Raw genomic sequence first — 24,477 nt, 5'->3', positions numbered from 1 at the left:
GCCGTGGACGATGCAGGGAAACCCGGGAACTACAGCGACCTTAAGGCCGTGTTTTTCAATGGCACGCTGAAGAAGTCGCCGCAGACATCCAACACGGAGGGCCTGATCCGGATCAGCCGCCGCATCATGGAAAAACAGGGTGTCACCACCCGGGTGATCCGCACGGTCGACCACGACATTGCCAGCGGCGTCTACCCGGACATGACCCAATACGGCTGGGCCACCGACGAATGGCCGGACCTCTATCCCGCGGTCCAGGAGGCCGACATTGTGGTGGTGGCAGGCCCCATCTGGATCGGGGACAACTCCTCCCAGACGAAGAAGCTGATCGAACGCCTCTACGCCCATTCCGGGGAACTGAACAGCAAGGGCCAGTGGGCGTTCTATCCCAAGGTGGGCGGCTGCCTCATCACGGGAAACGAGGACGGCATCAAGCACTGCTCCATGAACGTCCTTTACAGCCTGCAGCACATCGGCTTCAGCATCCCGCCGCAGGCGGACGCCGGCTGGATCGGACCCGTTGGTCCCGGTCCCAGCTACCTCGATGAAGGCTCCGGCGGCCCCGAGAGCGACTTCACCAACCGGAACACCACCTTCATGACCTGGAACCTGCTGCACCTGGCCCGGATCCTCAAGGACGCCGGCGGCTACCCCGCCTACGGAAACCTGCCCAAGGAGTGGTCGGCCGGAACCCGTTTCGATTTCGAAAACCCGGAATACCGCTAGCCACTGGAGACTTCTACTTCATATGACAACCCCCAGCCCTCTCTTGTCGCGTCCCGGCGCCGTCGAGGCCGCAGGCCCGGACGCCGGTGTCGCCGCCCACTACGGTGAGCCGCTGCGCGAGCAGCGCGCCCTCGCCGCCGGAACCGCCGTCGTCGACCTTTCCCACCGGGGCGTGGTCACAGTGAGCGGGCCGGACCGGCTGAGCTGGCTGAACACCCTGTCCTCGCAGCAGGTCGCGGCGCTCAAGCCGGGCGAGTCCAGCGAACTGCTGCTCCTGAGCGTGCAGGGCCGGATCGAGTTCGACGCCCGCGTGGTCGATGACGGGGAAACCACCTGGCTGATCGTGGAGGCAGCAGAGGCTACACCGCTGGCCGAGTACCTCAACCGCATGAAGTTCATGCTGCGGGTGGAGATCGCCGACGCTTCCGCGGACTGGGCAGTGGCGGGCAGTACGCGGGCCGTGCCCGAATGGTCCGGCTACCTCGCATGGCAGGACCCGTGGCCCCACGTTTCCGCGGGCGGCTACTCCTACGCCACCGTCCCGGAAGAGTCCCACCCGGGGATCGAACGCCCCTGGTTCGAATACCTGATCCCGGAAGGGGAACTCGCGGACGCCGTCGCGGGGCACGCCCTGGCCGGCGTGCTCGCCGCCGAAGCCCTGCGCATCGCCGCGTGGCGTCCCCGGATCGGCGCCGAAACCGATGACAAGACCATCCCGCACGAGCTGGACCTGCTGCGCACCGCCGTGCACCTGGCCAAGGGCTGCTACAAGGGCCAGGAAACCATTGCCCGGGTGCACAACCTGGGGCACCCGCCGCGGCGGCTGGTGTTCCTCCAGCTGGACGGATCCCAGCACACGCTGCCCCAGGCAGGAAGCCCGGTGATGGCGGGGGAGCGGAAGGTGGGGACCGTGACGTCCGTGGCCCAACATTACGAGATGGGACCCATCGCGCTGGCGGTCATAAAGCGTTCGGTGGCCCCGGATGACATACTGACGGTCCTGGACGGGGACGAGCCGTATCCTGCCGTCCAGGAACTCATCGTTGCCCCGGACGCCGGCCAGGTGGTGGGGCGCCAGACCGGATTCCTGAAGGGGCCACGCTGATGACAGACACCACCGGTACCGCCGCGGACGCCACGGAACAGGGCGCCACGGAACAGCACGACGACGACGCCGTCGCCTTGGCGCACACGCTCTTCCAGGCCGCCCGCGAGGGCGACGACGCGATGCTGGGTGCCTACCTCCAGGCCGGAGCACCCGCCACTTTGACCAACGCCGCCGGTGATTCGCTGCTCATGCTCGCCGCCTACCACGGCCACGCCGCCACCGTGCAGCTGCTCCTGCAGCACGGTGCCGACGCCAACACCGCCAACGACCGGGGCCAGACCCCGCTCGCCGGGGCGGCATTCAAGGGCTACACGGACGTGGCCCGTGTCCTGCTGGACGCCGGCGCCGATCCGGACGCCGGTGCACCGTCCGCCCGGGCCGCAGCCCAGATGTTCGCCCGCACGGAGATCCTGGACCTGCTCGGCTAGCAGTTCCCGGGTCCAGCCGGGCCTCCACCACCACCTCCGAAGGATGATCGAGTGGAAAACGTAGCGAAGCCCTGGCCGGCCCTGTGGTCCCTGGTGATCGGGTTCTTCATGATCCTGATCGACACCACCATCGTGTCCGTGGCCAACCCCCGGATCATGGAAGGCCTGCACGCGGACATCAACTCGGTCATCTGGGTGACCAGCGCCTACCTGCTGGCCTACGCTGTCCCGCTGCTCATCACCGGCCGCCTCGGCGACAGGTTCGGGCCCAAGAAGCTGTACCTCTCCGGCTTGGTGGTCTTCACGCTGGCCTCGCTGTGGTGCGGCCTGTCCGGCGACGTCCGCGTCCTGATCGCCGCCCGCGTGCTCCAAGGCCTCGGCGCCGCCATGATGACCCCCCAGACCATGGCGGTCATCACCCGGATCTTCCCGCCGGACCGCCGCGGCTCCGCGATGGCAGTCTGGGGCGCAACGGCAGGCATGGCGACCCTCGTCGGGCCCATCCTCGGCGGCGTCCTGGTGGACGGGCTCGGCTGGGAATGGATCTTCTTCATCAACGTCCCGGTTGGCCTGGTCGGCTTCATCCTGGCGTGGCGCAACGTGCCGGCACTGAGCACGCACCCGCACAAGTTCGACATCCCCGGGGTCCTGCTCAGCGCCGTCGGCCTGTTCCTGCTGGTTTTCGGCATCCAGGAAGGCGAGACCTACAACTGGGGCACCATCACCGGCCCCATCAGCGTCTGGGGCCTGATCATCGCCGGCATCGTGGTGCTGGGGGCCTTCGTGGCGTGGCAGCGCTTCAACAAGGGTGAGCCGTTGCTGCCCCTGGCGCTTTTCAAGGACCGGAACTTTTCGCTCGCCAACATCGGGATCACCACGGTGGGCTTCACCGTGACCGCCTTCAGCCTGCCGCTGATCTTCTACTACCAGCTGGTCCGCGGCCTGACTCCCACCCAGTCCGCCCTGATGATGGTGCCCATGGCCCTGATTTCCGGTGGACTCGCGCCCGTCGTGGGAAAGCTGGTGGACCGCGTCAACCCGAAATACATCACCGCCACCGGGCTCGTGCTGATGGCTGTGGCGCTGCTCTGGAACTCAGCCCTGATGCAACCGGACACACCTATCCTGATGTTCCTGCTGCCCAGTGCCGTCCTGGGCTTCGCCAACGCAGGCATCTGGGCCCCGTTGAGCACCACGGCCACCAGGAACCTGCCGCCGCGCCAGGCGGGCGCGGGCTCCGGCGTCTACAACACCACCCGCCAGTTCGGTGCGGTGCTCGGCAGCGCCGCCATCGCCGTCCTTATCCAGTCGCGGCTCGCAGCCGAGCTCCCGCAGGGCGGACCGGCGGCATCAGCCGGTGAAGGGATGGCCATGGGCGGCACGCTGCCGGAGTTCCTGCATTCCGGGTTCTCAGCCGCGATGGCACAGTCGATCCTGCTCCCTGCCGCCGTGGTGCTGGCGGGTGCGGCCGTGGCCTTGTTCTTCGCCAAGCCCAAGCCCGTCCAGGACTGGAGCCCGGCGTCACCGAAGGTGGACGCTGGTCTGGATTCCGCCGGCTGACAGGCCCAGCTTCCGCGCCAGCGCGAGGCAACCGGTGTTGCTGACATCGGCGCGCCACTGCAGCGTGAGCCCCGCCGCCAGCGCTTCGTGGGCGGCGATGGACGCGGCCAGGGAGCCCAGGCCGCGGCGCCGCCATTCCGGGTCCACCAGGACGCCCATGTTCGCGAGCAGGCCCTCCCACTCCCCGTAGGCCCCGCAGGCCAGCGGCACCCGCCGGCCATCCACCTCGTGCACGATCGTGTAGCGGTTCTCCAGGTCCGACAGGCCCACCTCGTTGACGTCGTCTGGCGGGCAGCGGCCCTCCAGCTCGATCGCCTCGGGGTTCCCGTGCGACACCGTCAGCTCTTCGGAGGGCTGCTGCAGCGGGAGGTCGTCGGCGAAGAACAGTGCGGCCGCCCCGAGCCCGTGGCCGCCGCGGGACCTGGTGAGGGTCAGCAGGGTGACGTGCTGGGCCATTTGTTCGTCCGGGATGTCCGCCGCGGCGTCGATGACCTCTTGCGGACCCACGAGCACGGATGTCCCGAACAGCCGGACGAACTCCACGGTCCGGGCAGATTCGTCAGCCCGGACGATCCGTTCGCTCGAAGCCAGAGCCGGCCCGAACACGTCGTCGTCAAAGCCCAGCCGGCGCGCCCACGCCAGCTGGATGATGGCAGCGGAACCGGGATCGAGTGTCATGGTCCCAGCCTAGGGCGGCGCGGCGGCTTAGCCGAACAGCACCGCGGCTTCGTCGTAGCGCTTCTGCGGGACGGTCTTGAGCTGGCCCAGTGCTTCCTGGAAGCCGACGTGTTCGATGTCGGTGCCTTTCAGGGCGACCATGGTGCCCCAGTAGCCTTCCACCACCGAGTCGATGGCGGCCATGCCGAGGCGGGTGGCCAGGACGCGGTCGAAGGCCGACGGGACGCCGCCGCGCTGGATGTGGCCCAGGATGGTGGCGCGGGTTTCGATGCCGGTCCGGGCTTCGAGTTCGGGGGCGAGCTGGTCGGCGATGCCGCCCAGGCGGGGGCGGCCGAAGGTGTCCAGGCCGCGCTCGGAGTGCGGGGTCTCCATGTGCTCCGGGACGAAGCCTTCGGCGACGACCACCAGGGGCGCGCGGCCGCGGGCGTGGGCCTCGTTCACCCATTCGGTGATTTGCTCGATGCTGACCTTCTGCTCCGGGATGAGGATGGCGTGGGCGCCGGCGGCCATGCCCGCGTGCAGGGCGATCCAGCCCACGTGCCGGCCCATCACTTCGGCGATCATGCAGCGGTGGTGCGATTCGCCGGTGGTGCGGAGCCGGTCGATGGCTTCGGTGGCGATCTGCACGGCGGTGTCGAAGCCGAAGGTGTAGTCGGTGGCGTCGAGGTCGTTGTCCACGGTCTTGGGGACGCCGACGATCTTCAGGCCGGCGTCGGTGAGGCGCTTGGCGGCGGCCAGGGTTCCCTCACCGCCGATTGCGATGATGGCGTCGATGCCGAGGCGGTCCATGTGGGCCTTGATGGCCTCGGGGCCACCGCCGTTTTCGAACGGGTTGGTGCGGGAGGTGCCCAGGATGGTGCCGCCCTGCTTGGCGATGCCGCGGACCATGGTGCGGGGGATGTCGATAATGTCGCCCTCCACCACACCGCGCCAGCCGTCGCGGAATCCGACGAATTCCTGGCCGTGGACGGCGATGCCCTTCAATACTGCGCCGCGGATAACGGCGTTCAGTCCGGGGCAGTCGCCACCGCTGGTGAGGATTCCAATTTTCATGTTTTGCTCAAATCCTGGAGAGAAGGTTTACAGGCAGAGCGCCACGCTGAGCTCACCTAGAAGTGTAGTGCGGTGTGTGGGGTACGACACAAACTGGTTACATGACGGTCCTGCAGGCAGCCGAAAAAGGGGACGCAAAAGCCCCCGCGCGGTGAACGGATTCACCACGCGGGGGCTTGGGATCTGCCGGCGGGTCCCGGTCAGCGATTCAGCGACCGGCGGTCCAGGAATGTCTGCAGCGGGATCTCGTTGCGCTGGTCGGGGAGGACCACCCAGGCCAGGACGTAGAAAACGAAGGCCGGGCCGGGGAGCAGGGCAAAGAGCAGGAAGGCGATGCGGACAAAGGCTACGTCCACGTTGAGCTTCGCAGCGATGCCGCCGCAGACTCCGCCGAGCCAGCGTTCCGGGCCGCGTTTCAGGCCAAAGCCCCTGACGATGCTGAAGAACTTATCCATGGTTCAAGACTTCCCTGTAGTCGGTTCATTGTCACGTTTGCGGGCCGAGAGCAGCCCGCCGGCCACCAGGGCCACGCCGGCGCCGATCATCAGGCCGATCAGCACGTAGGTGCCGTTGAGCGATACGATGCCCAGCTGCGCCACGATGATCAGCGCCGCCAGCGCCAGGACGATGAGTCCCCACACGATGGTTCCCACGCGGGCGGGCGCCGGTGCGGACGGGTCCTGGCCCGCCGTCGTCGGGGTGTTGGTGTTGTCCATGTCAGTTGCCTTCCTGGATGGTGACGTTGCTGAAGGTCCCGTCGATCCGGACCACCAGGTGGCTGCCTGGCTTGCCGGTGTTGTAGCTGCTTTCACGGGTGGTGGTGCCGCCCCGCTGGCCGCTGGCCTCGTTCAGGTTCCCCATGGTCATGTCCGCCTTGATGTCCACGGGCACGTTGTCCGGGATCACCACGGTCACGTTGCTGGCTGTGATGTCGAGCGGAACCACGACGTCGGAGGTCAGCGGGGTGCCGGGGGAGACGTCGGTGAGGTCAACCGTGCCGCGCCCGGCCGTGATGTCGATGCCGGCGCGGGCCTCCTCGGCGCTTGCCGGGCTCCAGTCCACCTGCGTGAACCGCATCCGGCCGTCATCCACCACGTTGTATACGCCACCGGAGACCAGCGCGATCACGGCGAAGAGGCTCAGGACGCCCGAGGTCCTGCCGCGCAGCCCCGACACCAGGATGCCCAGGCCCAGGACAGCTGCGGCGCTGGCCCACACGACGGCGTTGCCGGAGCCGCCCAGGTCGACGATGTTGGCAGCGTCCAGGGCCTTGAGTCCGCCGCCCACCAGCAGCGCTGCCCCGGCCGAGATGGCTACGGCGGGCGCGCCGGGACCAGCCGGCCGGGGCTTGTGCGGCCGCGGCGGAACCCACGGTGCCGGGCTGCTGCCGCCAAAGGGAGTGCCGCCGCCCGGGCCGCCGGGCATGCCGCCACCCGGCACTCCGCTGCCCGGCAGTCCTGGAGCCGGGGCTCCGGTCCCCGTGCCCGGGGAACCTGCGCCGTAGCTGCCCCCACCCAAGGGTGCGGTGCCTGTGCCGCCCGGATAGCTGGCTCCATACGAAGGAGCAGCGGGGAAACCGGCGGCGGGCCAGGAATCCGTGCCCGCGGAGAAGGCGGACGTGGATTCCGCGCCCGGGCGTTCCGGGCCCGCAGGCCCGGCCGGTGACGGTGCGCCGGGGTTTGGGGTCGTGTGTCCGGCCACTGCCGGGTGGGCGGGCCCCCTGTTGCGCTGCGAGAGGTAGTAGACCAGGAAGATGGCGCCGGCCACCCAGAAGAGGGTCCACAGGAAGCCGCCGAAGCCATTCCGGTTCCAGCCCCAGAATCCGCCGCCGAGGCCGGTGAGCCCCAGTACCGTGGCGATCAGGGAGCCCGTCATGCCGCTGGACCAGCGGCCGGCCCCCGCCTCCTGGACATGGATCCTGCCGTCCGGTTCGGGCAGGAAGGCCCACGCCAGGCCGTAGAGCAGCACGCCGATGCCCGCGAGGATGGTCAGGACCACGAAGACACCCCGGATGATGATGGGATCAACGCCCAGCCGGTGCGCGATGCCGCTGGAGACACCGCCAATCCACCGGTCACTGCCCCGGTGGATGCCGTGGCCGCGGATCCAGCCGTAGAAGTCGGTCTGAGGGGGCGCCGCGGCAGGGGCGGCGGTCGCGGCCCGGAATGGATCATCCTGCCGGCCCTGCCCGGGGCCGGGCTGCGACGGGCCGGCCTGCGAGGAGCCGGAGGAGGATGCGGCAGGAGACGGCAGCGGCTCGGTGGGCTGCTGGTTCTCCCCGTCCGGGAGGGGCCCGGAGGGGGTTGCGTCGTCGGGGAAGGGGGTCTGCGAGTTCATACTTCGATCCTTCCGCCCGACGGGTCCGCGCTCTACTGGGGGAAACCCTGAACGGTCCCTGAACCGCCCCGGGTTGGCGCCTGGATGCGGTCCGGGGGACCCTGATCCGTGCTTGGATTGATCCATGACAACCCTCCAGGCACGCCCGCCCCTGGCGCGGGGCAGCGACCGCGTCATTGCCGGGGTGTGTTCCGGCCTGGCGCTGCACCTGGGGTTGCCGGTCCGGAATGTGCGGCTGGGCATGGTCCTGGCCTCCCTCGCGGGCGGCGCGGGCCTGGTGTTCTATGCGTGGCTGTGGGTCATGGTGCCCACCGCGGACGAGGCGGCCCGGCGCACTGCCCGCCGCCCGGCGTCGCCCATTGCCCCGGCGGTGAGCGCGGGCGCAGGAAACGCCCACGACGACGGCGCGCCCGCACGTGCCGCCGGTCCGGTGGCTGCCGGGCCGGGACAGCCCGGCACCGTGCCCTGGTTCCGCGCGGGGGGTGTGCGGTACGGCAAGGAAATCCTGCTGGGTTGCGGGCTGCTGCTGGTCGCCGGCATCATGATTGCCCAGATGCTTGGCGTGGACGTCTCCCTCGGCACCCTGATTCCGGCCGCCGCTGTCCTGGGCGGTGCCTCCATCGCCTGGATGCAGCTGGACGAGACGCGGCGGGCGGGGCTGGTGGACAAGACCAAGGCGGACCAGGCCGGCGGTTGGGGACGCCTGGCGGCAGGCCTGGCCCTGGTGGTGGCCGGGGTCCTGGTGATGGTCTCGGGCTCCGGCTCCTGGGAGCAGACCTGGCTCGCGTTGCTCGCCTCGGTGGCCGTCCTCGGCGGCGTGGTGCTGGTCCTCCTGCCCTGGGCCCTGAAATTCTGGCGGGACCTGGAAGCCGAACGCGCCGGCCGCATCCGGGAGACCGAACGGGCCGAGATCGCCGCCCATCTCCACGATTCCGTGCTGCAGACCCTCGCCCTGATCCAGCGCCGCGCAGGCAACGAACACGACGTCGTCCGCCTGGCCCGCGCGCAGGAACGCGAGCTTCGCGGCTGGCTCTTCCAGGACCACGGCCGCGAAACCGGCCAGCTGTCGGACCGGATCAAAGCGGTGGCCGCCGAGGTGGAAGACCTGCTCGGCAACGCCGTCGACGTGGTCAGCGTCGGCGACGCCGCCATGACCGAAGCCCATGAGGCGCTGGTCCAGGCCTGCCGGGAGGCCATGCTCAACGCGTCGCGGCACGGGGGCGGAACCGTTTCGGTCTACCTTGAAGCGTCCGACGGGCAGGCCGAGGTCTTCATCAAGGACCGGGGCCCGGGCTTTGACCTGGCGGACGTGCCGGCGGACAGGCTGGGCGTCCGGGAATCGATCATCGGCAGGATGGGCAGGCACGGCGGCTCGGCTGAAATCCTCAGCACGGGCGACGGTACGGAGGTGCGCCTGCGGCTGCCCGCGGCCGCAGCCCACAGCACGGAAGGGAAATCATGACCATGACGCAAGGGACCGGAACGGCCCGGCCTGCGGGCCCGGTCCGGGTGGTGATCGTGGACGACCACGCCATCTTCCGGTCCGGACTGAAGGCCGACCTCGACGCCAGCATCCAGGTCGTGGGTGAAGCGGCGACCGTGGAACAGGCCATCGCCGTGATCGCCCAGCAGCGGCCCGACGTCGTCCTCCTGGATGTGCACCTGCCCGGCGGCCTCGGCGGGGGCGGCCGGGAAGTCATTGCCGGCTCCGCCGCGCTCCTGGCCACCACGCGGTTCCTGGCGCTGAGCGTCTCGGACGCCGCGGAGGACGTGGTGGCCGTGATCCGCGCCGGCGCACGCGGCTACGTCACCAAGACCATCTCCGGGGCCGAGATCACCGATGCCGTCTTCAGGGTGGCCGGCGGGGACGCCGTGTTCTCGCCCCGGCTCGCCGGTTTCGTCCTGGACGCGTTCGGGACCGCCCCGGCGGACATCGCCGACGACGAACTGGACAAGCTCTCGGCCCGCGAACTGGAAGTCATGCGGCTCATTGCGCGCGGCTACAGCTACAAGGAAGTGGCCAAGGAGCTCTTCATCAGCATCAAGACCGTGGAAACCCACGTGTCAGCGGTGCTGCGCAAGCTCCAGCTCTCCAGCCGGCACGAGCTGACCAAGTGGGCCGCGGAGCGCCGCCTCCTCTAAACGCCCGCCCACTTCCGGCAACTGTTTCCCCAACGCCCCATCACCTTTGGCAGCTTTTCTCCAAACGCCCCATCAGCTCTTGCGCCTTAAAGCCAAACGCCCGCTCACTTTCCCTCAGGAAGTGAGCGGGCGTTTGGTTTGCGTCTGCCAGTGGTGAGCGGGCGCCTACTGGGCCTTGCCCAGGAACTCCTGCAGCCGCTGGACGCCGGTGGCCAGGTCGTCGTCGCCAAGCGCGTAGGAGAGGCGCACGAAGCCGGACGGGCCGAAAGCCTCGCCGGGCACCACCGCAACCTCCACCTCGTCCAGGATCAATGCCGCCAGCTCAGCGGACGTCTGCGGCGTCGCGGTGCCGGTCGCCGTCGGGAATTCCTTGCCCAGCAGCCCGCGGACGTCCGCGTACACGTAGAAGGCGCCCTTCGGCGTCGGGCATTCCACGCCTTCGATCGCGTTCAGGCCCGCGACGATGGCCTTGCGGCGGCGGTCGAAGGCCACCTTCATTTCGTCGACGGCGGTCAGCGGGCCGGAGACTGCGGCGAGGGCTGCGATCTGCATGATGTTGGAGACGTTGGAGGTGGCGTGCGACTGCAGGTTGGTGGCGGCCTTGATGACGTCGGCGGGGCCGATCATCCAGCCCACGCGCCAGCCGGTCATGGCGTAGGTCTTGGCGACACCGTTGAGGATGACCACCTTGTCGCCCAGCTCCGGAGCGGCGGTGGCGATGGAGGTGAAGGGCACGCCGTCGTAAGTCAGGTGCTCGTAGATCTCGTCCGTGACAACCCACAGGCCCTTGGCGGCAGCCCACTTGCCGATCTCCGCCACCTGCTCCGGAGAGTACACCGCGCCGGTGGGGTTGGACGGCGAGACGAAGAGCAGGATCTTGGTCTTGTCCGTGACGGCTGCCTCCAGCTGCTCAACGGTCACCAGGTAATCCTGTTCGGGCCCGGCAAAGACCTCCACGGGAACGCCCCCGGCCAGCCGGATGGCCTCCGGGTAGGTGGTCCAGAACGGGGTGGGGACAATGACCTCGTCGCCCGGGTCCACCAGGGTGGCGAACGTGTTGTACACGGCCTGCTTGCCGCCGTTGGTCACCAGCACCTGGGAGGGGTCGACGGCGTAACCGGAGTCCCGGAGGGTCTTTTCCGCGATGGCCTTCTTCAGCTCGGGCAGTCCGCCGGCAGGGGAGTAGCGGTGGTACTTGGGCTGCCCGGCTGCCTCGATGGCCGCCTGGACGATGTAGTCCGGGGTCGGGAAGTCCGGCTCGCCCGCCCCGAACCCAATCACCGGCCGGCCAGCAGCCTTCAGCGCCTTAGCCTTGGCATCAACGGCAAGGGTTGCGGATTCGGCAATTGCGGATATGCGCTGGGAAACGCGGGCGGCAGACATGGCAGGTCCGTTCTTCGCTTGCAGCCTGGCGGCTGGAATGTGGGATTCGACGAGTTCTACTCTATGCTGTTCACCGGACCCTCCGGGGAGCCGGTTTTGATTTGTGACTGCCCGTGCAGTGCAACCCAGGCCGCGCCCAGGAAGGTGCGGAGCGGGCCGGTTTTACCTACGCGGACTTCTTGCGTAGACTGGTTCACCGGTGTTGAAACACGGATGATGGCGTGCGCCCCAGTGCAAACTGGCGGCAGGCCGTAGAATGTGGAATTCACTCCATAGGGTAGTGGCGCAATTGGTAGCGCAGCGGTCTCCAAAACCGCAGGTTGCAGGTTCGAGTCCTGTCTGCCCTGCGCAAGGTGCCCCGGGCGAAAGCCCGGGGGCACGCGCAGCAACCATGGTTCTGATCAGGGCCGGGTAATCCACCATTGCAAGGATGAGCGAGGATCAGGTGACCGAAACAGCTGCCAGCAGCTCCAAGGGCCGCCCAGCTAAGAAGGAAGCCAAGGCAAGCTTCTTCGCCCGCATTGCACTCTTTGTCCGCCAGATCATCGGCGAACTGAAGAAGGTCGTTGCCCCCACCCGCAAGGAACTGATCAACTACACGCTCGTGGTGCTGGTGTTCGTGGCCATCATGATGGTCATCGTCAGCCTGCTGGACATAGGTTTTGGAACCGCCGTCAGCTGGATCTTCGGCGGCACCGGCTCCAAGGACAGCTAAGGCTGCACGGTCCGCAGGCCGCGTATTCCGCCCGGGAATCCGGAACGGGACGCGGCGTGCGGAATTGAGCCATTTAAATAGGCATGTTAGGCAATGAGGAAGCAGGAGACCAAGTGTCTGAGCAGGAGCTCGAGGTAACCGAGACTGGGCTGGAAGAGTCCCAGGACGTCACGGCAGAAGCCGGTGAAGAGTCCGAGGTTGAGTCCTCCGCGCCCGAATCCGACGACGCCGCCTCCGACGTTGACGCAGACGCCGCTGACGCTTCAGAAGCCGGCGACGAAGAGCCCGCCGACGCCCTCGCAGCTGCCGCAGCCACCGCGGCAGCAGACCCGGCCGAGGAATTCAAGGCCAAGCTGCGCCGCCAGGAGGGTGACTGGTACGTCATCCACTCCTACGCCGGTTACGAGAACCGCGTGAAGGCCAACCTTGAAACCCGCATCCAGACCCTGGACATGGAAGATTACATCTTCGAGATCCAGGTGCCCATGGAAGAAGTCGTGGAGATCAAGAACGCCCAGCGCAAGGTGATCAACCGCGTCCGCATCCCCGGTTACGTCCTGGTCCGCATGGACCTCACGGACGCCTCCTGGGGCGCCGTCCGGCACACCCCCGGCGTCACCGGCTTCGTGGGCAATGCCCACAACCCGGTTCCGCTGCGCCTCGATGAGGTCTTCTCCATGCTCGCCCCGGTCTTCGAGGAAGAGCAGGCCGAGAAGGGCAAGCCGGTCAACAAGCAGAACCAGGCTCCCGTGGCCGTCGACTTCGAAGTCGGCGAGTCCGTCATCGTCAAGGAGGGCCCCTTCGAGACCCTCCCGGCCACGATCTCCGAGATCAAGCCCGAGTCCCAGACCCTCGTGGTGCTGGTCTCCATCTTCGAGCGCGAAACGCCTGTCACCCTGGCGTTCAACCAGGTCACCAAGATCTGACAACCCTAGATTTCGTCCCGGCACCGCCCGCTTAGCGGCTCCGGAACGGCCGGCCGCCTTGCCATGGCGGCCACAAACCTGAGGCACGCTCCTGTGCCCCAGGACGTTATTGAGAGAAGGACCCTACATTGGCTCCCAAGAAGAAGGTCACCGGCCTCATCAAGCTGCAGATCCAGGCAGGTGCCGCCAACCCGGCCCCGCCGATCGGTCCTGCGCTTGGCCAGCACGGTGTCAACATCATGGAATTCTGCAAGGCGTACAACGCTGCGACGGAAGCCCAGCGCGGAAACGTCATCCCCGTGGAAATCACGGTCTACGAGGACCGTTCCTTCACGTTCATCACCAAGACCCCGCCGGCTGCGGAACTGATCAAGAAGGCTGCAGGCGTTGCCAAGGGTTCCTCCACCCCGCACACCGTCAAGGTTGCCAAGCTGACCCAGGCCCAGGTCAACGAGATCGCCTCCACCAAGATGGAAGACCTCAACGCCACCAGCCTCGAAGGCGCAGCGAAGATCATCGCCGGTACCGCCCGCTCCATGGGCATCACCGTCGAGGGCTAATACCCCTGACCGCTGCCCAGCGCCGTGAAATCACGACGACGGGCTGCACCGCCGGGAACACCGGCACCATACACATTGAAATGTCGGGCATCCGGGCCGGATAACGAAACCGGATCACCGACTGTGGCAGGGCCCAGCGCGGTCCGCAGACCACAACTGCACAAGGAGAAATAAGCAGCATGGCAAAGCGCAGCAAAGCATATGAGGCAGCAGCCGCCAAGATCGACGCGGAGAAGCACTACGCACCGTTCGAGGCAGTGACGCTGGCCAAGGACACCAACCCGTCCAAGTTCGACGCCACCGTTGAGGTTGCTTTCCGCCTCGGCGTCGACCCCCGCAAGGCTGACCAGATGGTCCGCGGCACGGTCAACCTGCCCCACGGCACCGGTAAGACCGCCCGCGTCCTGGTCTTCGCCACGGGTGACAAGGCTGAGGCCGCAATCGCAGCCGGCGCCGACTTCGTTGGTTCCGACGACCTGATCGAGAAGATCGCCGCCGGCTGGACCGACTTCGACGCAGCCGTCGCCACCCCTGACCTCATGGGCAAGGTTGGCCGCCTCGGTAAGGTCCTGGGTCCGCGTAACCTGATGCCGAACCCGAAGACGGGCACCGTGACCCCCGACGTCACCAAGGCCGTCAACGACATCAAGGGTGGAAAGATCGACTTCCGCGTCGACAAGCACTCTAACCTGCACTTCATCATCGGCAAGGTGTCCTTCGACGCCGTCAAGCTGGCCGAGAACTACGCAGCAGCACTGGAAGAGGTGCTTCGCCTGAAGCCCTCCGCCGCCAAGGGCCGCTACATCCAGAAGGCCACCGTTGCCACCACGTTCGGTCCCGGCATCTCCGTCGACCCCAACGTCACCAAGGTGCTCATCGAGGCGTAGTCCCCGCTGAAGTTCCCGCCCCGGAGTGATTCCGGAGTTTTGAAAACCGCCCCGGCGCCAACGCGCCGGGGCGGTCTTGTTTTCTGCGCCATGTCTTTTGCGCCGTGCCTTTGCCTAAGCTGGCTGGATGAACCAACCCGGGCAGCCTGCCGGGGCCCTTCCGGAGCCCGATGCCTTGGCGATTGCCGCCGTCGTTATCCCGCCGCGCGGCAACCATGGCCGGCACGCCGTCGAATTGTCCGGTGACCTGCGCGAATGCCAGGCCATGGCGGAGGCTGAGGCCCGCGCCGTGTGGGGGAACCTCGAGCGCTGCCTCACACCGGCGGAGGCGCTCGAATACTGGCGGGGCGACGCGTATGAAGAACGGCACCTGTTCCTGGCCCGGATCGCCGGGGAACCGGTGGGATTGTGCTCGGTCACGCTGCCGCTGCGCGAGAACGTTGCCACGGCGGGCATCGACGTTCTGGTGGTTCCCCGCTGGCGGCGCAGGGGGCTGGGACGGGCCCTGCTGGACCATGCCGAAGCCGCGGCGCTGACGCGCGGCCGCTCGTCCCTTGATGCGTTCCACGAAATACCGCTCAGCGCCATGAAGGCGGGAGCGCGGGCCGTCACCGCCAAATCCGGGGCCGGCCAGCTGCCTGCGGACGACCCGGCCACCGCCTTTGCCTTGGCATCGGGGTACCAACTCGAACAAGTGGAGCGGTCCAGCCGGCTCACCCTGCCTGCGCCGGCCGACGTGCTGGCGCTGCTGGAGGCTGACGCCCGTGCCGTGTCCGGCGACTACGCGCTGGCGGCATGGGACGATCACTGCCCGGAACGACTCGTGGCGGGCTATGCCGGCCTGCGGGAGTGGATGAGCACAGACGCGCCCACCGCGGGAATGGACTGGGAGCGCGAGCACTGGGACGCGGCCCGGGTGCGGGACGACGAACGAAGGCTCATCCGAAGCGGTGTGCAGTCCTCGGTAGCGGCAGCGCTGCACCGCCCCACGGGTGGGCTGGTGGCCTACACCGTCCTGGCGTGGCGTCCGCAGGTGCCGGGGACACTCATCCAGCAGGACACCCTCGTCGCGGCGGCGCACCGCGGGCACCGGCTGGGCATGCTGGTCAAAGCGGCCAACCTTCGCCGCGCCCAGGAAAAATGGCCGCTGGCACGCTCGGTTTTGACATGGAATGCCAGCGAAAACCAGCATATGCTGGCGATAAATACCGCCCTTGGATTCAGGCCTGCTGGCTATGAAGGTGAGTGGCAGAAACGGCTGGGATGATGCCCGAATGGCAATAGACGTGAAGATCGAGCAGCTCTGGATCCCCGACTCACTGGACTCGCCTGACGCGGCGGACTTCCTGGCCGCCGTCGAAGTGGGCCGGAAGGTCCGGATGCAGACGTGGGGCAGTGACGACCTCGCCTACGGCCCGCTGGAGAAACTCCTCGAGTTCGAAGACCCCTATGAGCGCCAGCTCATTCTCGTGGCCAAGGTGGACGGCGCCATCGTGGGTACGGTCGACGTCGCGCTGCCCCTGACCGACCATCTGGACCTTGCCGAGTTCACCCTGGACATCCTGCCCGAGTTCCAGCGCCAGGGCGTGGGCCGGCGGCTGCTTGAGGCCGCCGAACACCTGGCCCGCGGCGAAGGCCGCACCATGATCCTGGTGGACACCAACCACCCCGGGGCGTCCCTGCACGAGTTCGAGCAGGCCCTGCTTGTCCCCGGTTCGGGCCAGGGCTTCGTGCCCCTGGAAAGCCGCGAGGTGGAATTCGCCCGGAAGATGGGTTACACGCTGCAGCACATCGAGCAGTTCAGCGCCTGCACCCTTCCGCTGGACACCAAGCTCGTGGCCGACCTCCAGGCCGAGGCGGAGGAGGCCAACCACGGCAGGTACCGGCTGCACCATTGGACGGACCGCTGCCCCGATCTTTGGCTGGAAGCGGTGGCCACCCTGGAGAACCAGGCGGGTGCCGACGTCGACCCCTCCCTGGATGTGCCGGTGGAGCAGGACATGGTGTTCGACGGCGGCATCCTGCGTGAAGCGGAGGACGTCGCCATTGCGCAGGGGAGGCGGACGGTGGTCACCGCCGTCGAACACCTCGCCACAGGATCCCTGGTGGGGCTGACCACCATCACCGTGTTGGCGCACCGCGCCGACGTCGTGTTCCAGGACGACACCCTGGTCCTGCAGGAGCACCGGGGCAACAAGCTGGGCCTGCTGATCAAGGTGGCCAACATGGAGCGGCTCACCGAGCAGTTCCCGGACGCCAGGATCATCTACACGTGGAATGCGCCGGAGAACCGGTACCTGCTGACCGTGAACAAGCAACTGGGTTTCCAGACGGCCGGGGTGACGGGCATCTGGCAGAAGGAGCTTCCCAAGCTGCACACCAGCACCAGCTGAGCCGCCGATTTGGTGGACGGGTGCGCCCTCGCGTAAGCTGGACGTACCAAAGACCGTCGGTTGTTGGAAATCCACTCTCCTGTTCATGGCTCAATTCTGCAGTTGTGCGCAGGGGACTCCAGTGGTTTTCCGGACGAAGGACCCTCAACGCAGGGCGGCCGGCGCAGGTGAACGAAGCAAAGCTCCGCGGTCAAGCCGTGTTGAGCCAAGCCCCGTGCATCTGCGCGGGGCGTTTTTAGTTTTAGCTCTCTTGAGCGGGGACCGTCGAATACCGGCACTATCCCCGGAAGGAGGGTTATGGCAACGCCTACCAAGGTTTCAGCAGTAGCTGAGATCACTAACGATTTCAAGGAATCGAACGCCGCTGTCCTGACCGAATACCGCGGGCTCACCGTTGCACAGCTCAAGCAGCTGCGTGTTTCTCTCGGCCAGGACACCAAGTTCACGGTCGTCAAGAACACCCTGACCGCCATTGCAGCCAAGGAAGCCGGCGTCGAAGCATTCGACGGCCAGCTTGCCGGCCCCACTGCAATCGCGTTCATCAAGGGTGACGCAGTTGCCGCTGCCAAGAGCCTGACGGATTTTGCCAAGGCCAACAAGCAGCTGGTCATCAAGACCGGTTACTTCGAGGGCAAGGCACTGGACGCCACTGAGGTTGCCGCACTGGCTGCCCTCGAGTCCCGCGAGCTGCAGCTCGCCAAGGTTGCAGGCGTCCTCAAGGCACCGGCCGCCGCAGCTGCACGCATCATCGACGCACTGCGCCTCAAGCTTGAAGAAGAGAACGGTGCACCGGCAGCTGCCGAAGCGCCCGCCGCTGAAGAAGCTCCCGCCGCTGAAGCTGAAGCTGCCGCTGAAGCTCCCGCTGCCGAAGAGAACTAATTCTCTTACCCCCACCAGACTCCGGTATCCGCACGGCCCCGCGCCGTACGGACACCACAACAGGAAGGACGCCTACCATGGCGAAGCTCAGCAACGAAGAGCTCATTGAAGCTTTCAAGGAACTGACCATCATCGAGCTCTCCGAGTTCGTCAAGCTCTTCGAAGAGACCTTCGAAGTTACCGCTGCTGCTGTAGCTGTTGCCGGCCCCGCTGCCGGTGGCGCTGCTGAAGAGGCTGAAGAGAAGACCGACTTCGACGTCATCCTCGAAGCTGCCGGCGACAAGAAGATCGCAGTCATCAAGGAAGTTCGCGCCATCACCTCCCTCGGCCTCAAGGAAGCCAAGGACCTGGTTGACGGTGCCCCCAAGGCTGTCCTCGAAGGCGCCAACAAGGAAGCTGCCGAGAAGGCCAAGGAGCAGCTCGAGGCTGCAGGCGCCACCGTTACCCTCAAGTAACAGCGCTTTTCCTCCGGGAAACCCCGTCCACATTGGTGGGCGGGGTTTCCTGCGTTTCAGGCGGGGTCCGAAATATAAGCGACGACGGCGTCCAGGGCTGCGGTCAGCGCGTCGGCGTCCACGAATGCACTGTAGCCGTGGGCACCGGCGCCCATGGAGATCCGCCGCCCCGTGATGGTGGAGTCCGCGTAGACCGGCCAGGCGGTGGTGCTGCCGAGCGGGGTGATGGTGCCGCGCTCGTACCCTGTTGCTTCCAGCGCGGCATCGGCCGGCGGCAGGGACAGCTTGTTGACGCCCACCAGCGCCCGCAGCTTGGGCCAGGAGATCTGGCGGTCCCCGGGAACCAGGGCAAACAGGAATGTCCCGTCCTTGTGTTTGACCACCAGGGACTTGACGATGTCCGCCGGGCGGATGCCCAGGATGCCGGCCGCCTCCGCCAGGCTCTTCGCCGCCGGCCGTTCCACCACGTCCACCTGCAGGCCACGCGCCGCGGCGTCGGCCAGGAAACGTTCCCGTCCGACGCCGTCCGCAGCGTTTCCGGTACTGCCCGCCATCAGTCGCGGTACAGCAGGAGGGCTTCGCCCTGGCCGCCGCCGCCGCAGAGGGATACCGCGGCCTTGCCGGTTCCGCGGCGCTTCAGTTCATGGGCGGCGTGCGCTGCCAGCCGGGCGCCGGAAGCGCCGATCGGGTGGCCCAGGGCAATGGCTCCGCCATGGATGTTGCACTTTTCCAGCGGGTAGTCCAGGTCCTTGAGCGACTGGACCGCCACCGACCCGAAGGCCTCATTGATCTCGATGAAGTCGAGGTCGCCGGTGCTCCACCCGGCCTTTCCCAGGGCGTTCATGATGGCGTTCGACGGCTGGGAGTGCAGCGAGTTGTCCGGGCCCGCAACCTGGCCCGGCTTGCCCACCACTGCCAAGTAGTCCAGGCCGTGCTGCTCCGCGTAGCCGCGGGACGCGAGGACCAGGGCGGCGGCGCCGTCGGACAGGGGAGAGGAGTTGCCTGCCGTGATGGTGCCGTCGGTGACGAAGGCCGCGCGAAGTCCGGCCAGCGACTCCACCGAGGTGTTCGGGCGGACGCCTTCGTCGGTGTCCACCACCACCGGGTCGCCCTTCCGCTGCTTAACGCTGATCGGCGCGATCTCGCCGTCGAACGTACCGTTCTTTGCCGCCAGGGCGGCCCGCTGGTGCGATTGCGCCGCCACGTTGTCCTGGGACGTCCGGTCGATGCCCAGGGTGAGGTTCCGGGTTTCGGTGGACAGGCCCATGGACTCGCCGTCGAAGGCATCGGTCAACCCGTCGTGTGCCGCGGCGTCCAGCGCCTGCACCGTTCCGTACGTCCAGCCCTGCCGGGATCCCGGCAGCAGGTGCGGCGCCCGCGTCATCGACTCCTGGCCGCCGGCCACCACCACCGACGCCTCGCCGGCGCGGATCATCCGTGCCGCGTCGATCACGGCGGTCAGGCCCGAGAGGCATACTTTGTTGACCGTCACCGCGGGGACGTTCCATCCGATTCCGGCTCCAATGGAGCTCTGCCGCGCCGGGTTCTGGCCCGCGCCGGCCTGGAGGACCTGGCCCATGATCACGGCTTCGACGTCGGAGGCGTCAACGCCGCTGGACGCCAGGGCGGCCTTGATCGCATGGGCGCCGAGGTCCACCGCCGTCAGGCTGGCCAGCTGCCCGTTGATTCGGCCCTGCGGAGTCCGCGCCGCCCCAAGGATGACAACGTCGCTGCTGTCAGGAGAGTTGCCCATGGTTATCTCTTTCAATCCGGTTCCGGTGTAAGCCACCAAGGCTATCGTGACCCTGGTCACCCATCTATTCAAACGCGTTGGGCGCCGGCGGCATTCCGTCCCGCAGGCGAGGGGAGAACTCCCCATGGCGGCGTTATGCACGACGGCGGCGGCTTGCGTAGGGTGGACGGCGGAAGCATTTGCAGGGGGACGCCAAGTCCGCAGCCTTGACGGACGGAGCACAACGATGAAGAAGAGCCTGGCCACGGCGGCCGTTGCCGCGATCGCAGCACTGACGGGTTGTTCGGTGTCCACCCCGGCTCCGGCGGACCCCAGCCAGCCGGCGGCCCCTTCCGCGGCTGCTGAAGCCAGCGGCCGTGCTACGCCCAGCTCCGGTGCGCAGGCGGCCGGTACCAAGGAAGCCTGCGAGCTGTTCAACAAGCTGGTGGCCGACTACGCCGCCGTGGCGCCCAACGACGCCAAGGGCTACGAGGACGTGTACCTGAAGGCCCAGGACGCCAAGGACACCGTCTCCGGCGACCTGGAGGGGCTGTTCGCCTCGTTGAGCCTGCTGGCCATCGACCAGTCCTCTGCTGCCGAGTCGGGCGGCAAGCCCGCACAGGAGTCACAGGATGCTGTCCGGGACGCCGTCTTCGCGAACTCCTCCGCATGCACGGCCGAAGGCGTCACCCTGCGCCTGTAGCAGGGCCCCGGAAAATAGGTGCTTGCATTCCGGGCGGATGTGGGGTAGACACGAAGGTTGTTTTGCCGTATCGTAGATATTTGCGTCTTCCCTGTTTACCTTCAGCCTTCATATAGCGGTGGGCTTCGCCTGGCAGCTGACATTCAACGTGCCGTGACAACGTCACAGCATAGTCGGTAAGGGCCCCGGGTCATATAGCGGAACCGGATGGTAGCGCTGCGGATGTCAGTCCGCAGGGTGCACAGCGGGGGAGATCTGAAAACGCCTGAAGGTCTGTGGAAGGATCCCTCTTGGTCGCCTCGAGCACCTCTAATAACGAAACCGCTAACACCGCCGACAGCACTGATGGTGCCACTCGCCGGCTTTCATTCGCAAAGATTCACGAACCTCTTGACGTTCCGAATCTGCTTGCCCTGCAGACGGACAGCTTTGACTGGCTGGTCGGCAACGAGCGCTGGCAGGCACGCGTAGCAAAGGCCGTCGAAGAAAACGATCTCAGCGTCGCCACCACGTCCGGCCTGTCGGACATCTTCGAAGAGATCTCCCCGATCGAGGACTTCCAGGGCACCATGTCCCTGAGCTTCTCCGATCCGGAGTTCGCCGACCCCAAGTACACCATGGCCGAGTGCAAGGACCGGGACGCGACGTACTCCGCCCCGCTGTACGTCAAGGCCGAGTTCATGAACAACAACACGGGCGAAATCAAGCAGCAGACCGTGTTCATGGGCGACTTCCCGCTGATGACCGAGAAGGGCACCTTCGTGGTCAACGGCACCGAGCGTGTCGTCGTCTCCCAGCTGGTCCGTTCACCGGGCGCCTACTTTGAGCGCGCCGCTGACAAAACCAGCGACAAGGACATCTTCACCGCCAAGATCATCCCGTCCCGCGGCGCCTGGTTCGAGCTCGAGATCGACAAGCGCGACCAGGTGGGCGTGCGCCTTGACCGCAAGCGCAAGCAGTCCGTCACCGTCCTGCTGAAGGCCCTCGGCTGGACCGAAGGTCAGATCCTCGAAGAGTTCGGCCAGTACGACTCCATGCGGGCAACCCTGGAGAAGGACGCCACCGAAACCCGCGAAGACGCCCTGCTGGACATCTACCGCAAGCTGCGTCCGGGCGAGCCGCCCACCGTCGAGGCTGCCCAGTCCCTGCTGGACAACCTGTACTTCAACTCCAAGCGCTACGATCTGGCCAAGGTTGGCCGCTACAAGATCAACCGCAAGCTGGGCATCGACCGCTCCCTTGGCGACAAGGAAGCCTCGGTCCTGCACGTTGAAGACATCGTTGCCATGATCAAGTTCCTCGTCGCGCTGCACGCCGGCGAGAAGACCATCAAGGGCACCCGCGACGGCCAGGAAGTGGACCTGCGCGTCGAAATCGACGACATCGACCACTTCGGCAACCGCCGCATCCGCGCCGTCGGCGAGCTCATCGAGAACCAGGTCCGCACCGGCCTGTCACGCATGGAGCGCGTTGTCCGCGAGCGGATGACCACCCAGGACGTCGAGGCCATCACGCCGCAGACCCTGATCAACATCCGCCCCGTGGTTGCAGCCATCAAGGAGTTCTTCGGAACCTCCCAGCTGTCGCAGTTCATGGACCAGAACAACCCGCTTTCGGGCCTGACCCACAAGCGCCGCCTGTCCGCGCTTGGCCCCGGTGGTCTGTCCCGTGACCGCGCCGGCATGGAAGTCCGTGACGTGCACCCGTCCCACTACGGACGCATGTGCCCCATCGAAACCCCTGAAGGCCCGAACATCGGCCTGATCGGTTCGCTGGCATCCTACGGACGCATCAACCCGTTCGGCTTCATCGAGACCCCGTACCGCAAGGTCAAGGACGGCGTCGTGTCCGACGACGTCCAGTACCTGACGGCCGACGACGAGGCTGAGGTCCTGATCGCCCAGGCCAACGCACCGCTGGACGAGAACAACCGGTTCTCCGAAGACACCGTGCTGGTCCGTGCCCGCGGTGGTGGAGGCGAGCCCGTGCTCGTGCCGGCCGCGGACGTTGAGTTCATGGACGTTTCCCCGCGCCAGATGGTGTCCGTGGCGACCGCCCTGATCCCGTTCCTCGAGCACGACGACGCCAACCGCGCACTCATGGGTGCCAACATGCAGCGCCAGGCCGTGCCGCTGGTCCGTTCCGAGGCCCCGTTCGTGGGCACCGGCATGGAACGCGCCGCAGCCGTCGACGCCGGTGACGTTGTCATCGCCAAGAAGGCCGGTGTGGTTACCGAGGTCTCCGCCGAGCTCGTCATCATGCTCAACGACGACGGCACGGAAACCAACTACCGCATCAACAAGTTCGCCCGCTCCAACCAGGGCAACTGCTACAACCACCGCGTCCTGGTAAACGAAGGCCAGCGCCTGGAAGTCGGCGGCATCATCGCCGACGGCCCGGCAACGGACCAGGGTGAACTGGCACTCGGTAAGAACCTGCTCGTGGCATTCATGTCATGGGAAGGCCACAACTTCGAGGACGCCATCATCCTCTCGCAGCGCATCGTTGCCGAGGACGTCCTTTCCTCCATCCACATCGAGGAGCACGAGATCGATGCCCGCGACACCAAGCTCGGTGCCGAGGAAATCACCCGTGACATCCCCAACGTGTCCGAGGAAGTCCTCGCAGGCCTGGACGAGCGCGGCATCATCCACATCGGTGCCGAGGTTGAGGCAGGGGACATCCTGGTTGGAAAGGTCACCCCGAAGGGTGAAACCGAGCTGACCCCGGAAGAGCGCCTGCTGCGCGCCATCTTCGGTGAGAAGTCCCGCGAAGTGCGCGACACCTCCCTGAAGGTGCCCCACGGCGAGTCCGGCACCGTCATCGGCGTGCGCGTCTTCGACCGCGACAACGACGACGAGCTGCCCCCGGGCGTGAACCAGCTTGTCCGCGTCTACGTGGCCGCCAAGCGCAAGATCACCGACGGCGACAAGCTCGCCGGCCGCCACGGCAACAAGGGTGTCATCTCCAAGATCCTCCCCGTCGAGGACATGCCGTTCCTGGCCGACGGCACCCCCGTTGACATCGTCCTGAACCCGCTGGGTGTTCCGGGCCGTATGAACGTGGGCCAGGTGCTCGAAACGCACCTCGGCTGGGTTGCCAAGACCGGTTGGAAGATCGAAGGCGAGCCCGAGTGGGTCAAGCAGCTGCCGAACCTGCCGCGCGAGAGTGGTCCCACCACTGTTGCAACGCCGGTGTTCGACGGTGCCCGCGAAGAGGAAATCACGGGCCTGCTGGATTCCACGAACGTGACCCGCGACGGTGACCGCCTGATCAACTCCTCCGGCAAGACCCGCCTGTTTGACGGCCGCTCCGGCGAGCCGTTCCCGGATCCGATCTCGGTCGGCTACATGTACATCCTGAAGCTCCACCACCTGGTGGACGACAAGATCCACGCACGCTCCACCGGTCCGTACTCCATGATCACGCAGCAGCCGCTGGGTGGTAAGGCGCAGTTCGGTGGCCAGCGCTTCGGTGAAATGGAAGTGTGGGCGCTCGAAGCTTACGGCGCCGCTTACACGCTCCAGGAACTCCTCACGATCAAGTCTGACGACATCCACGGTCGTGTGAAGGTCTACGAAGCCATCGTCAAGGGCGAGAACATCCCCGAGCCGGGCGTTCCCGAATCCTTCAAGGTCTTGATCAAGGAAATGCAGTCGCTGTGCCTGAACGTGGAAGTTCTTTCCACGGACGGAACCACGATTGAAATGCGTGACTCTGATGACGCAGTCTTCACGGCTGCGGAGGAACTGGGCATCGATCTGTCTCGTGCAGAGCCCAGCTCCGTAGAAGAGGTCTAGAAGGTAAGCGTT

The 24,477-nt window shown here is 66.7% G+C and carries 24 protein-coding genes and 1 tRNA gene; 17 read left to right on the top strand and 8 right to left on the bottom strand.

The window, feature by feature from the left end; all coding sequences use genetic code 11:
- Positions 1 to 3: 3 nt before the first annotated feature.
- Genes ACYSM9_RS06300 through ACYSM9_RS06285 form a run of 4 tightly spaced genes read left to right on the top strand, consistent with a single transcriptional unit; the run spans position 4 to position 3,822 of the window.
- Positions 4 to 726 carry a flavodoxin family protein gene (locus tag ACYSM9_RS06300; protein WP_461856128.1) on the top strand — a complete coding sequence of 241 codons (723 nt, stop codon included), beginning with the start codon at positions 4 to 6 and terminating at the stop codon, positions 724 to 726.
- Between the two features lie 22 nt (positions 727 to 748).
- Entirely contained in the window at positions 749 to 1,831 is a 1,083-nt protein-coding gene (gene ygfZ / locus ACYSM9_RS06295) for a CAF17-like 4Fe-4S cluster assembly/insertion protein YgfZ (RefSeq protein WP_461856127.1), read from the top strand.
- On the top strand, positions 1,831 to 2,262 hold the full coding sequence (locus tag ACYSM9_RS06290) for an ankyrin repeat domain-containing protein (RefSeq protein WP_461856126.1): 432 nt from the start codon (positions 1,831 to 1,833) through the stop codon (positions 2,260 to 2,262). The genes ygfZ and ACYSM9_RS06290 overlap by 1 nt, the downstream gene beginning before the upstream one ends.
- Before the next feature lie 51 nt (positions 2,263 to 2,313).
- Positions 2,314 to 3,822 (top strand): DHA2 family efflux MFS transporter permease subunit, encoded by a 1,509-nt coding sequence (locus tag ACYSM9_RS06285; protein ID WP_461856125.1) that lies wholly within the window; start codon positions 2,314 to 2,316, stop codon positions 3,820 to 3,822.
- Here ACYSM9_RS06285 and ACYSM9_RS06280 read toward each other — a convergent pair.
- The 5 genes from ACYSM9_RS06280 to ACYSM9_RS06260 form a co-directional block, all read right to left on the bottom strand.
- Positions 3,784 to 4,500, bottom strand: a complete 717-nt coding sequence (locus tag ACYSM9_RS06280) for a GNAT family N-acetyltransferase (RefSeq protein ID WP_461856124.1) — start codon at positions 4,498 to 4,500, stop codon at positions 3,784 to 3,786. The two genes, ACYSM9_RS06285 and ACYSM9_RS06280, sit on opposite strands and share 39 nt — an antisense overlap.
- A 27-nt stretch (positions 4,501 to 4,527) precedes the next feature.
- Positions 4,528 to 5,553 (bottom strand): ATP-dependent 6-phosphofructokinase, encoded by a 1,026-nt coding sequence (locus tag ACYSM9_RS06275; protein ID WP_461856123.1) that lies wholly within the window; start codon positions 5,551 to 5,553, stop codon positions 4,528 to 4,530.
- A 200-nt stretch (positions 5,554 to 5,753) separates the two neighbouring features.
- On the bottom strand, positions 5,754 to 6,008 hold the full coding sequence (locus ACYSM9_RS06270; RefSeq protein ID WP_461856122.1) for a PspC domain-containing protein: 255 nt from the start codon (positions 6,006 to 6,008) through the stop codon (positions 5,754 to 5,756).
- Positions 6,009 to 6,011: 3 nt separating this feature from the next.
- A complete protein-coding gene (locus ACYSM9_RS06265) occupies positions 6,012 to 6,269 on the bottom strand; it encodes a hypothetical protein (RefSeq protein WP_461856121.1) in 258 nt (85 codons plus the stop codon).
- A 1-nt stretch (position 6,270) separates the two neighbouring features.
- Positions 6,271 to 7,890, bottom strand: coding sequence for a PspC domain-containing protein (locus tag ACYSM9_RS06260; protein ID WP_461856120.1), 1,620 nt, complete (start codon positions 7,888 to 7,890; stop codon positions 6,271 to 6,273).
- A 124-nt stretch (positions 7,891 to 8,014) separates the two neighbouring features.
- Between ACYSM9_RS06260 and ACYSM9_RS06255 the strand changes: the two genes are divergently transcribed.
- Complete coding sequence (locus ACYSM9_RS06255) at positions 8,015 to 9,352, top strand: ATP-binding protein (RefSeq protein ID WP_461856119.1); 1,338 nt, start codon at positions 8,015 to 8,017, stop codon at positions 9,350 to 9,352.
- Complete coding sequence (locus ACYSM9_RS06250; RefSeq protein WP_461856118.1) at positions 9,349 to 10,032, top strand: LuxR C-terminal-related transcriptional regulator; 684 nt, start codon at positions 9,349 to 9,351, stop codon at positions 10,030 to 10,032. Before ACYSM9_RS06255 ends, ACYSM9_RS06250 begins: the two co-directional genes overlap by 4 nt.
- Positions 10,033 to 10,197: 165 nt before the next feature.
- On the opposite strand, the gene ACYSM9_RS06245 is transcribed toward ACYSM9_RS06250, so the two are convergent.
- Positions 10,198 to 11,415 carry a pyridoxal phosphate-dependent aminotransferase gene (locus ACYSM9_RS06245; RefSeq protein ID WP_461856117.1) on the bottom strand — a complete coding sequence of 406 codons (1,218 nt, stop codon included), beginning with the start codon at positions 11,413 to 11,415 and terminating at the stop codon, positions 10,198 to 10,200.
- Between the two features lie 274 nt (positions 11,416 to 11,689).
- Between ACYSM9_RS06245 and ACYSM9_RS06240 the strand changes: the two genes are divergently transcribed.
- The 9 genes from ACYSM9_RS06240 (at position 11,690) to rplL (ending at position 18,230) form a co-directional block, all read left to right on the top strand.
- Positions 11,690 to 11,762, top strand: a tRNA-Trp gene (locus ACYSM9_RS06240).
- Positions 11,763 to 11,845: 83 nt separating this feature from the next.
- On the top strand, positions 11,846 to 12,130 hold the full coding sequence (secE, locus tag ACYSM9_RS06235; protein WP_286398234.1) for a preprotein translocase subunit SecE: 285 nt from the start codon (positions 11,846 to 11,848) through the stop codon (positions 12,128 to 12,130).
- A 113-nt stretch (positions 12,131 to 12,243) separates the two neighbouring features.
- Positions 12,244 to 13,056 (top strand): transcription termination/antitermination protein NusG, encoded by an 813-nt coding sequence (gene nusG, locus ACYSM9_RS06230; protein WP_461856116.1) that lies wholly within the window; start codon positions 12,244 to 12,246, stop codon positions 13,054 to 13,056.
- A 128-nt stretch (positions 13,057 to 13,184) separates the two neighbouring features.
- Positions 13,185 to 13,616 carry a 50S ribosomal protein L11 gene (gene rplK, locus ACYSM9_RS06225; protein WP_018760472.1) on the top strand — a complete coding sequence of 144 codons (432 nt, stop codon included), beginning with the start codon at positions 13,185 to 13,187 and terminating at the stop codon, positions 13,614 to 13,616.
- 179 nt (positions 13,617 to 13,795) lie between these two features.
- Positions 13,796 to 14,503, top strand: coding sequence for a 50S ribosomal protein L1 (gene rplA / locus ACYSM9_RS06220; protein ID WP_461856115.1), 708 nt, complete (start codon positions 13,796 to 13,798; stop codon positions 14,501 to 14,503).
- A gap of 127 nt (positions 14,504 to 14,630) precedes the next feature.
- Complete coding sequence (locus ACYSM9_RS06215; RefSeq protein WP_461856114.1) at positions 14,631 to 15,770, top strand: GNAT family N-acetyltransferase; 1,140 nt, start codon at positions 14,631 to 14,633, stop codon at positions 15,768 to 15,770.
- A 7-nt stretch (positions 15,771 to 15,777) separates the two neighbouring features.
- Positions 15,778 to 16,896: a GNAT family N-acetyltransferase gene (locus ACYSM9_RS06210; protein WP_461856113.1), complete on the top strand. Its 1,119-nt coding sequence runs from the start codon at positions 15,778 to 15,780 to the stop codon at positions 16,894 to 16,896.
- A gap of 297 nt (positions 16,897 to 17,193) precedes the next feature.
- Positions 17,194 to 17,775, top strand: coding sequence for a 50S ribosomal protein L10 (rplJ, locus tag ACYSM9_RS06205; RefSeq protein ID WP_461856112.1), 582 nt, complete (start codon positions 17,194 to 17,196; stop codon positions 17,773 to 17,775).
- Positions 17,776 to 17,852: 77 nt separating this feature from the next.
- Entirely contained in the window at positions 17,853 to 18,230 is a 378-nt protein-coding gene (gene rplL, locus ACYSM9_RS06200) for a 50S ribosomal protein L7/L12 (RefSeq protein ID WP_009358316.1), read from the top strand.
- 56 nt (positions 18,231 to 18,286) lie between these two features.
- On the opposite strand, the gene ACYSM9_RS06195 is transcribed toward rplL, so the two are convergent.
- Both ACYSM9_RS06195 and ACYSM9_RS06190 read right to left on the bottom strand, forming a co-directional pair.
- Complete coding sequence (locus ACYSM9_RS06195) at positions 18,287 to 18,784, bottom strand: aminoacyl-tRNA deacylase (protein WP_461856111.1); 498 nt, start codon at positions 18,782 to 18,784, stop codon at positions 18,287 to 18,289.
- Positions 18,784 to 19,983, bottom strand: a complete 1,200-nt coding sequence (locus tag ACYSM9_RS06190; protein ID WP_461856110.1) for an acetyl-CoA C-acetyltransferase — start codon at positions 19,981 to 19,983, stop codon at positions 18,784 to 18,786. The genes ACYSM9_RS06195 and ACYSM9_RS06190 overlap by 1 nt, the downstream gene beginning before the upstream one ends.
- A gap of 226 nt (positions 19,984 to 20,209) precedes the next feature.
- Here ACYSM9_RS06190 and ACYSM9_RS06185 point away from each other — a divergent pair, with 226 nt between their 5' ends.
- Positions 20,210 to 20,665 carry a hypothetical protein gene (locus ACYSM9_RS06185; RefSeq protein ID WP_461856109.1) on the top strand — a complete coding sequence of 152 codons (456 nt, stop codon included), beginning with the start codon at positions 20,210 to 20,212 and terminating at the stop codon, positions 20,663 to 20,665.
- A 290-nt stretch (positions 20,666 to 20,955) separates the two neighbouring features.
- Positions 20,956 to 24,465: a DNA-directed RNA polymerase subunit beta gene (rpoB, locus tag ACYSM9_RS06180; protein ID WP_461856108.1), complete on the top strand. Its 3,510-nt coding sequence runs from the start codon at positions 20,956 to 20,958 to the stop codon at positions 24,463 to 24,465.
- Positions 24,466 to 24,477 lie beyond the last annotated feature (12 nt).

The organism is Arthrobacter sp. C152 (assembly GCF_054890965.1).
Note: the sequence above shows the minus strand (reverse complement) of the source record. Positions and strands in the feature narration are given on the sequence as shown.

Bases quoted from the DNA above. Each gene is read 5' to 3' on its own strand.
- ygfZ (WP_461856127.1), top strand. From the start codon at position 749: ATGACAACCCCCAGCCCTCTCTTGTCGCGTCCCGGCGCCGTCGAGGCC.
- ACYSM9_RS06290 (WP_461856126.1), top strand. From the start codon at position 1,831: ATGACAGACACCACCGGTACCGCCGCGGACGCCACGGAACAGGGCGCC.
- ACYSM9_RS06280 (WP_461856124.1), bottom strand. From the start codon at position 4,500: ATGACACTCGATCCCGGTTCCGCTGCCATCATCCAGCTGGCGTGGGCG.
- ACYSM9_RS06275 (WP_461856123.1), bottom strand. From the start codon at position 5,553: ATGAAAATTGGAATCCTCACCAGCGGTGGCGACTGCCCCGGACTGAAC.
- ACYSM9_RS06270 (WP_461856122.1), bottom strand. From the start codon at position 6,008: ATGGATAAGTTCTTCAGCATCGTCAGGGGCTTTGGCCTGAAACGCGGC.
- ACYSM9_RS06265 (WP_461856121.1), bottom strand. From the start codon at position 6,269: ATGGACAACACCAACACCCCGACGACGGCGGGCCAGGACCCGTCCGCA.
- ACYSM9_RS06260 (WP_461856120.1), bottom strand. From the start codon at position 7,890: ATGAACTCGCAGACCCCCTTCCCCGACGACGCAACCCCCTCCGGGCCC.
- ACYSM9_RS06255 (WP_461856119.1), top strand. From the start codon at position 8,015: ATGACAACCCTCCAGGCACGCCCGCCCCTGGCGCGGGGCAGCGACCGC.
- ACYSM9_RS06250 (WP_461856118.1), top strand. From the start codon at position 9,349: ATGACCATGACGCAAGGGACCGGAACGGCCCGGCCTGCGGGCCCGGTC.
- ACYSM9_RS06245 (WP_461856117.1), bottom strand. From the start codon at position 11,415: ATGTCTGCCGCCCGCGTTTCCCAGCGCATATCCGCAATTGCCGAATCC.
- secE (WP_286398234.1), top strand. From the start codon at position 11,846: ATGAGCGAGGATCAGGTGACCGAAACAGCTGCCAGCAGCTCCAAGGGC.
- rplA (WP_461856115.1), top strand. From the start codon at position 13,796: ATGGCAAAGCGCAGCAAAGCATATGAGGCAGCAGCCGCCAAGATCGAC.
- ACYSM9_RS06215 (WP_461856114.1), top strand. From the start codon at position 14,631: ATGAACCAACCCGGGCAGCCTGCCGGGGCCCTTCCGGAGCCCGATGCC.
- ACYSM9_RS06210 (WP_461856113.1), top strand. From the start codon at position 15,778: ATGGCAATAGACGTGAAGATCGAGCAGCTCTGGATCCCCGACTCACTG.
- rplJ (WP_461856112.1), top strand. From the start codon at position 17,194: ATGGCAACGCCTACCAAGGTTTCAGCAGTAGCTGAGATCACTAACGAT.
- rplL (WP_009358316.1), top strand. From the start codon at position 17,853: ATGGCGAAGCTCAGCAACGAAGAGCTCATTGAAGCTTTCAAGGAACTG.
- ACYSM9_RS06195 (WP_461856111.1), bottom strand. From the start codon at position 18,784: ATGGCGGGCAGTACCGGAAACGCTGCGGACGGCGTCGGACGGGAACGT.
- ACYSM9_RS06190 (WP_461856110.1), bottom strand. From the start codon at position 19,983: ATGGGCAACTCTCCTGACAGCAGCGACGTTGTCATCCTTGGGGCGGCG.
- ACYSM9_RS06185 (WP_461856109.1), top strand. From the start codon at position 20,210: ATGAAGAAGAGCCTGGCCACGGCGGCCGTTGCCGCGATCGCAGCACTG.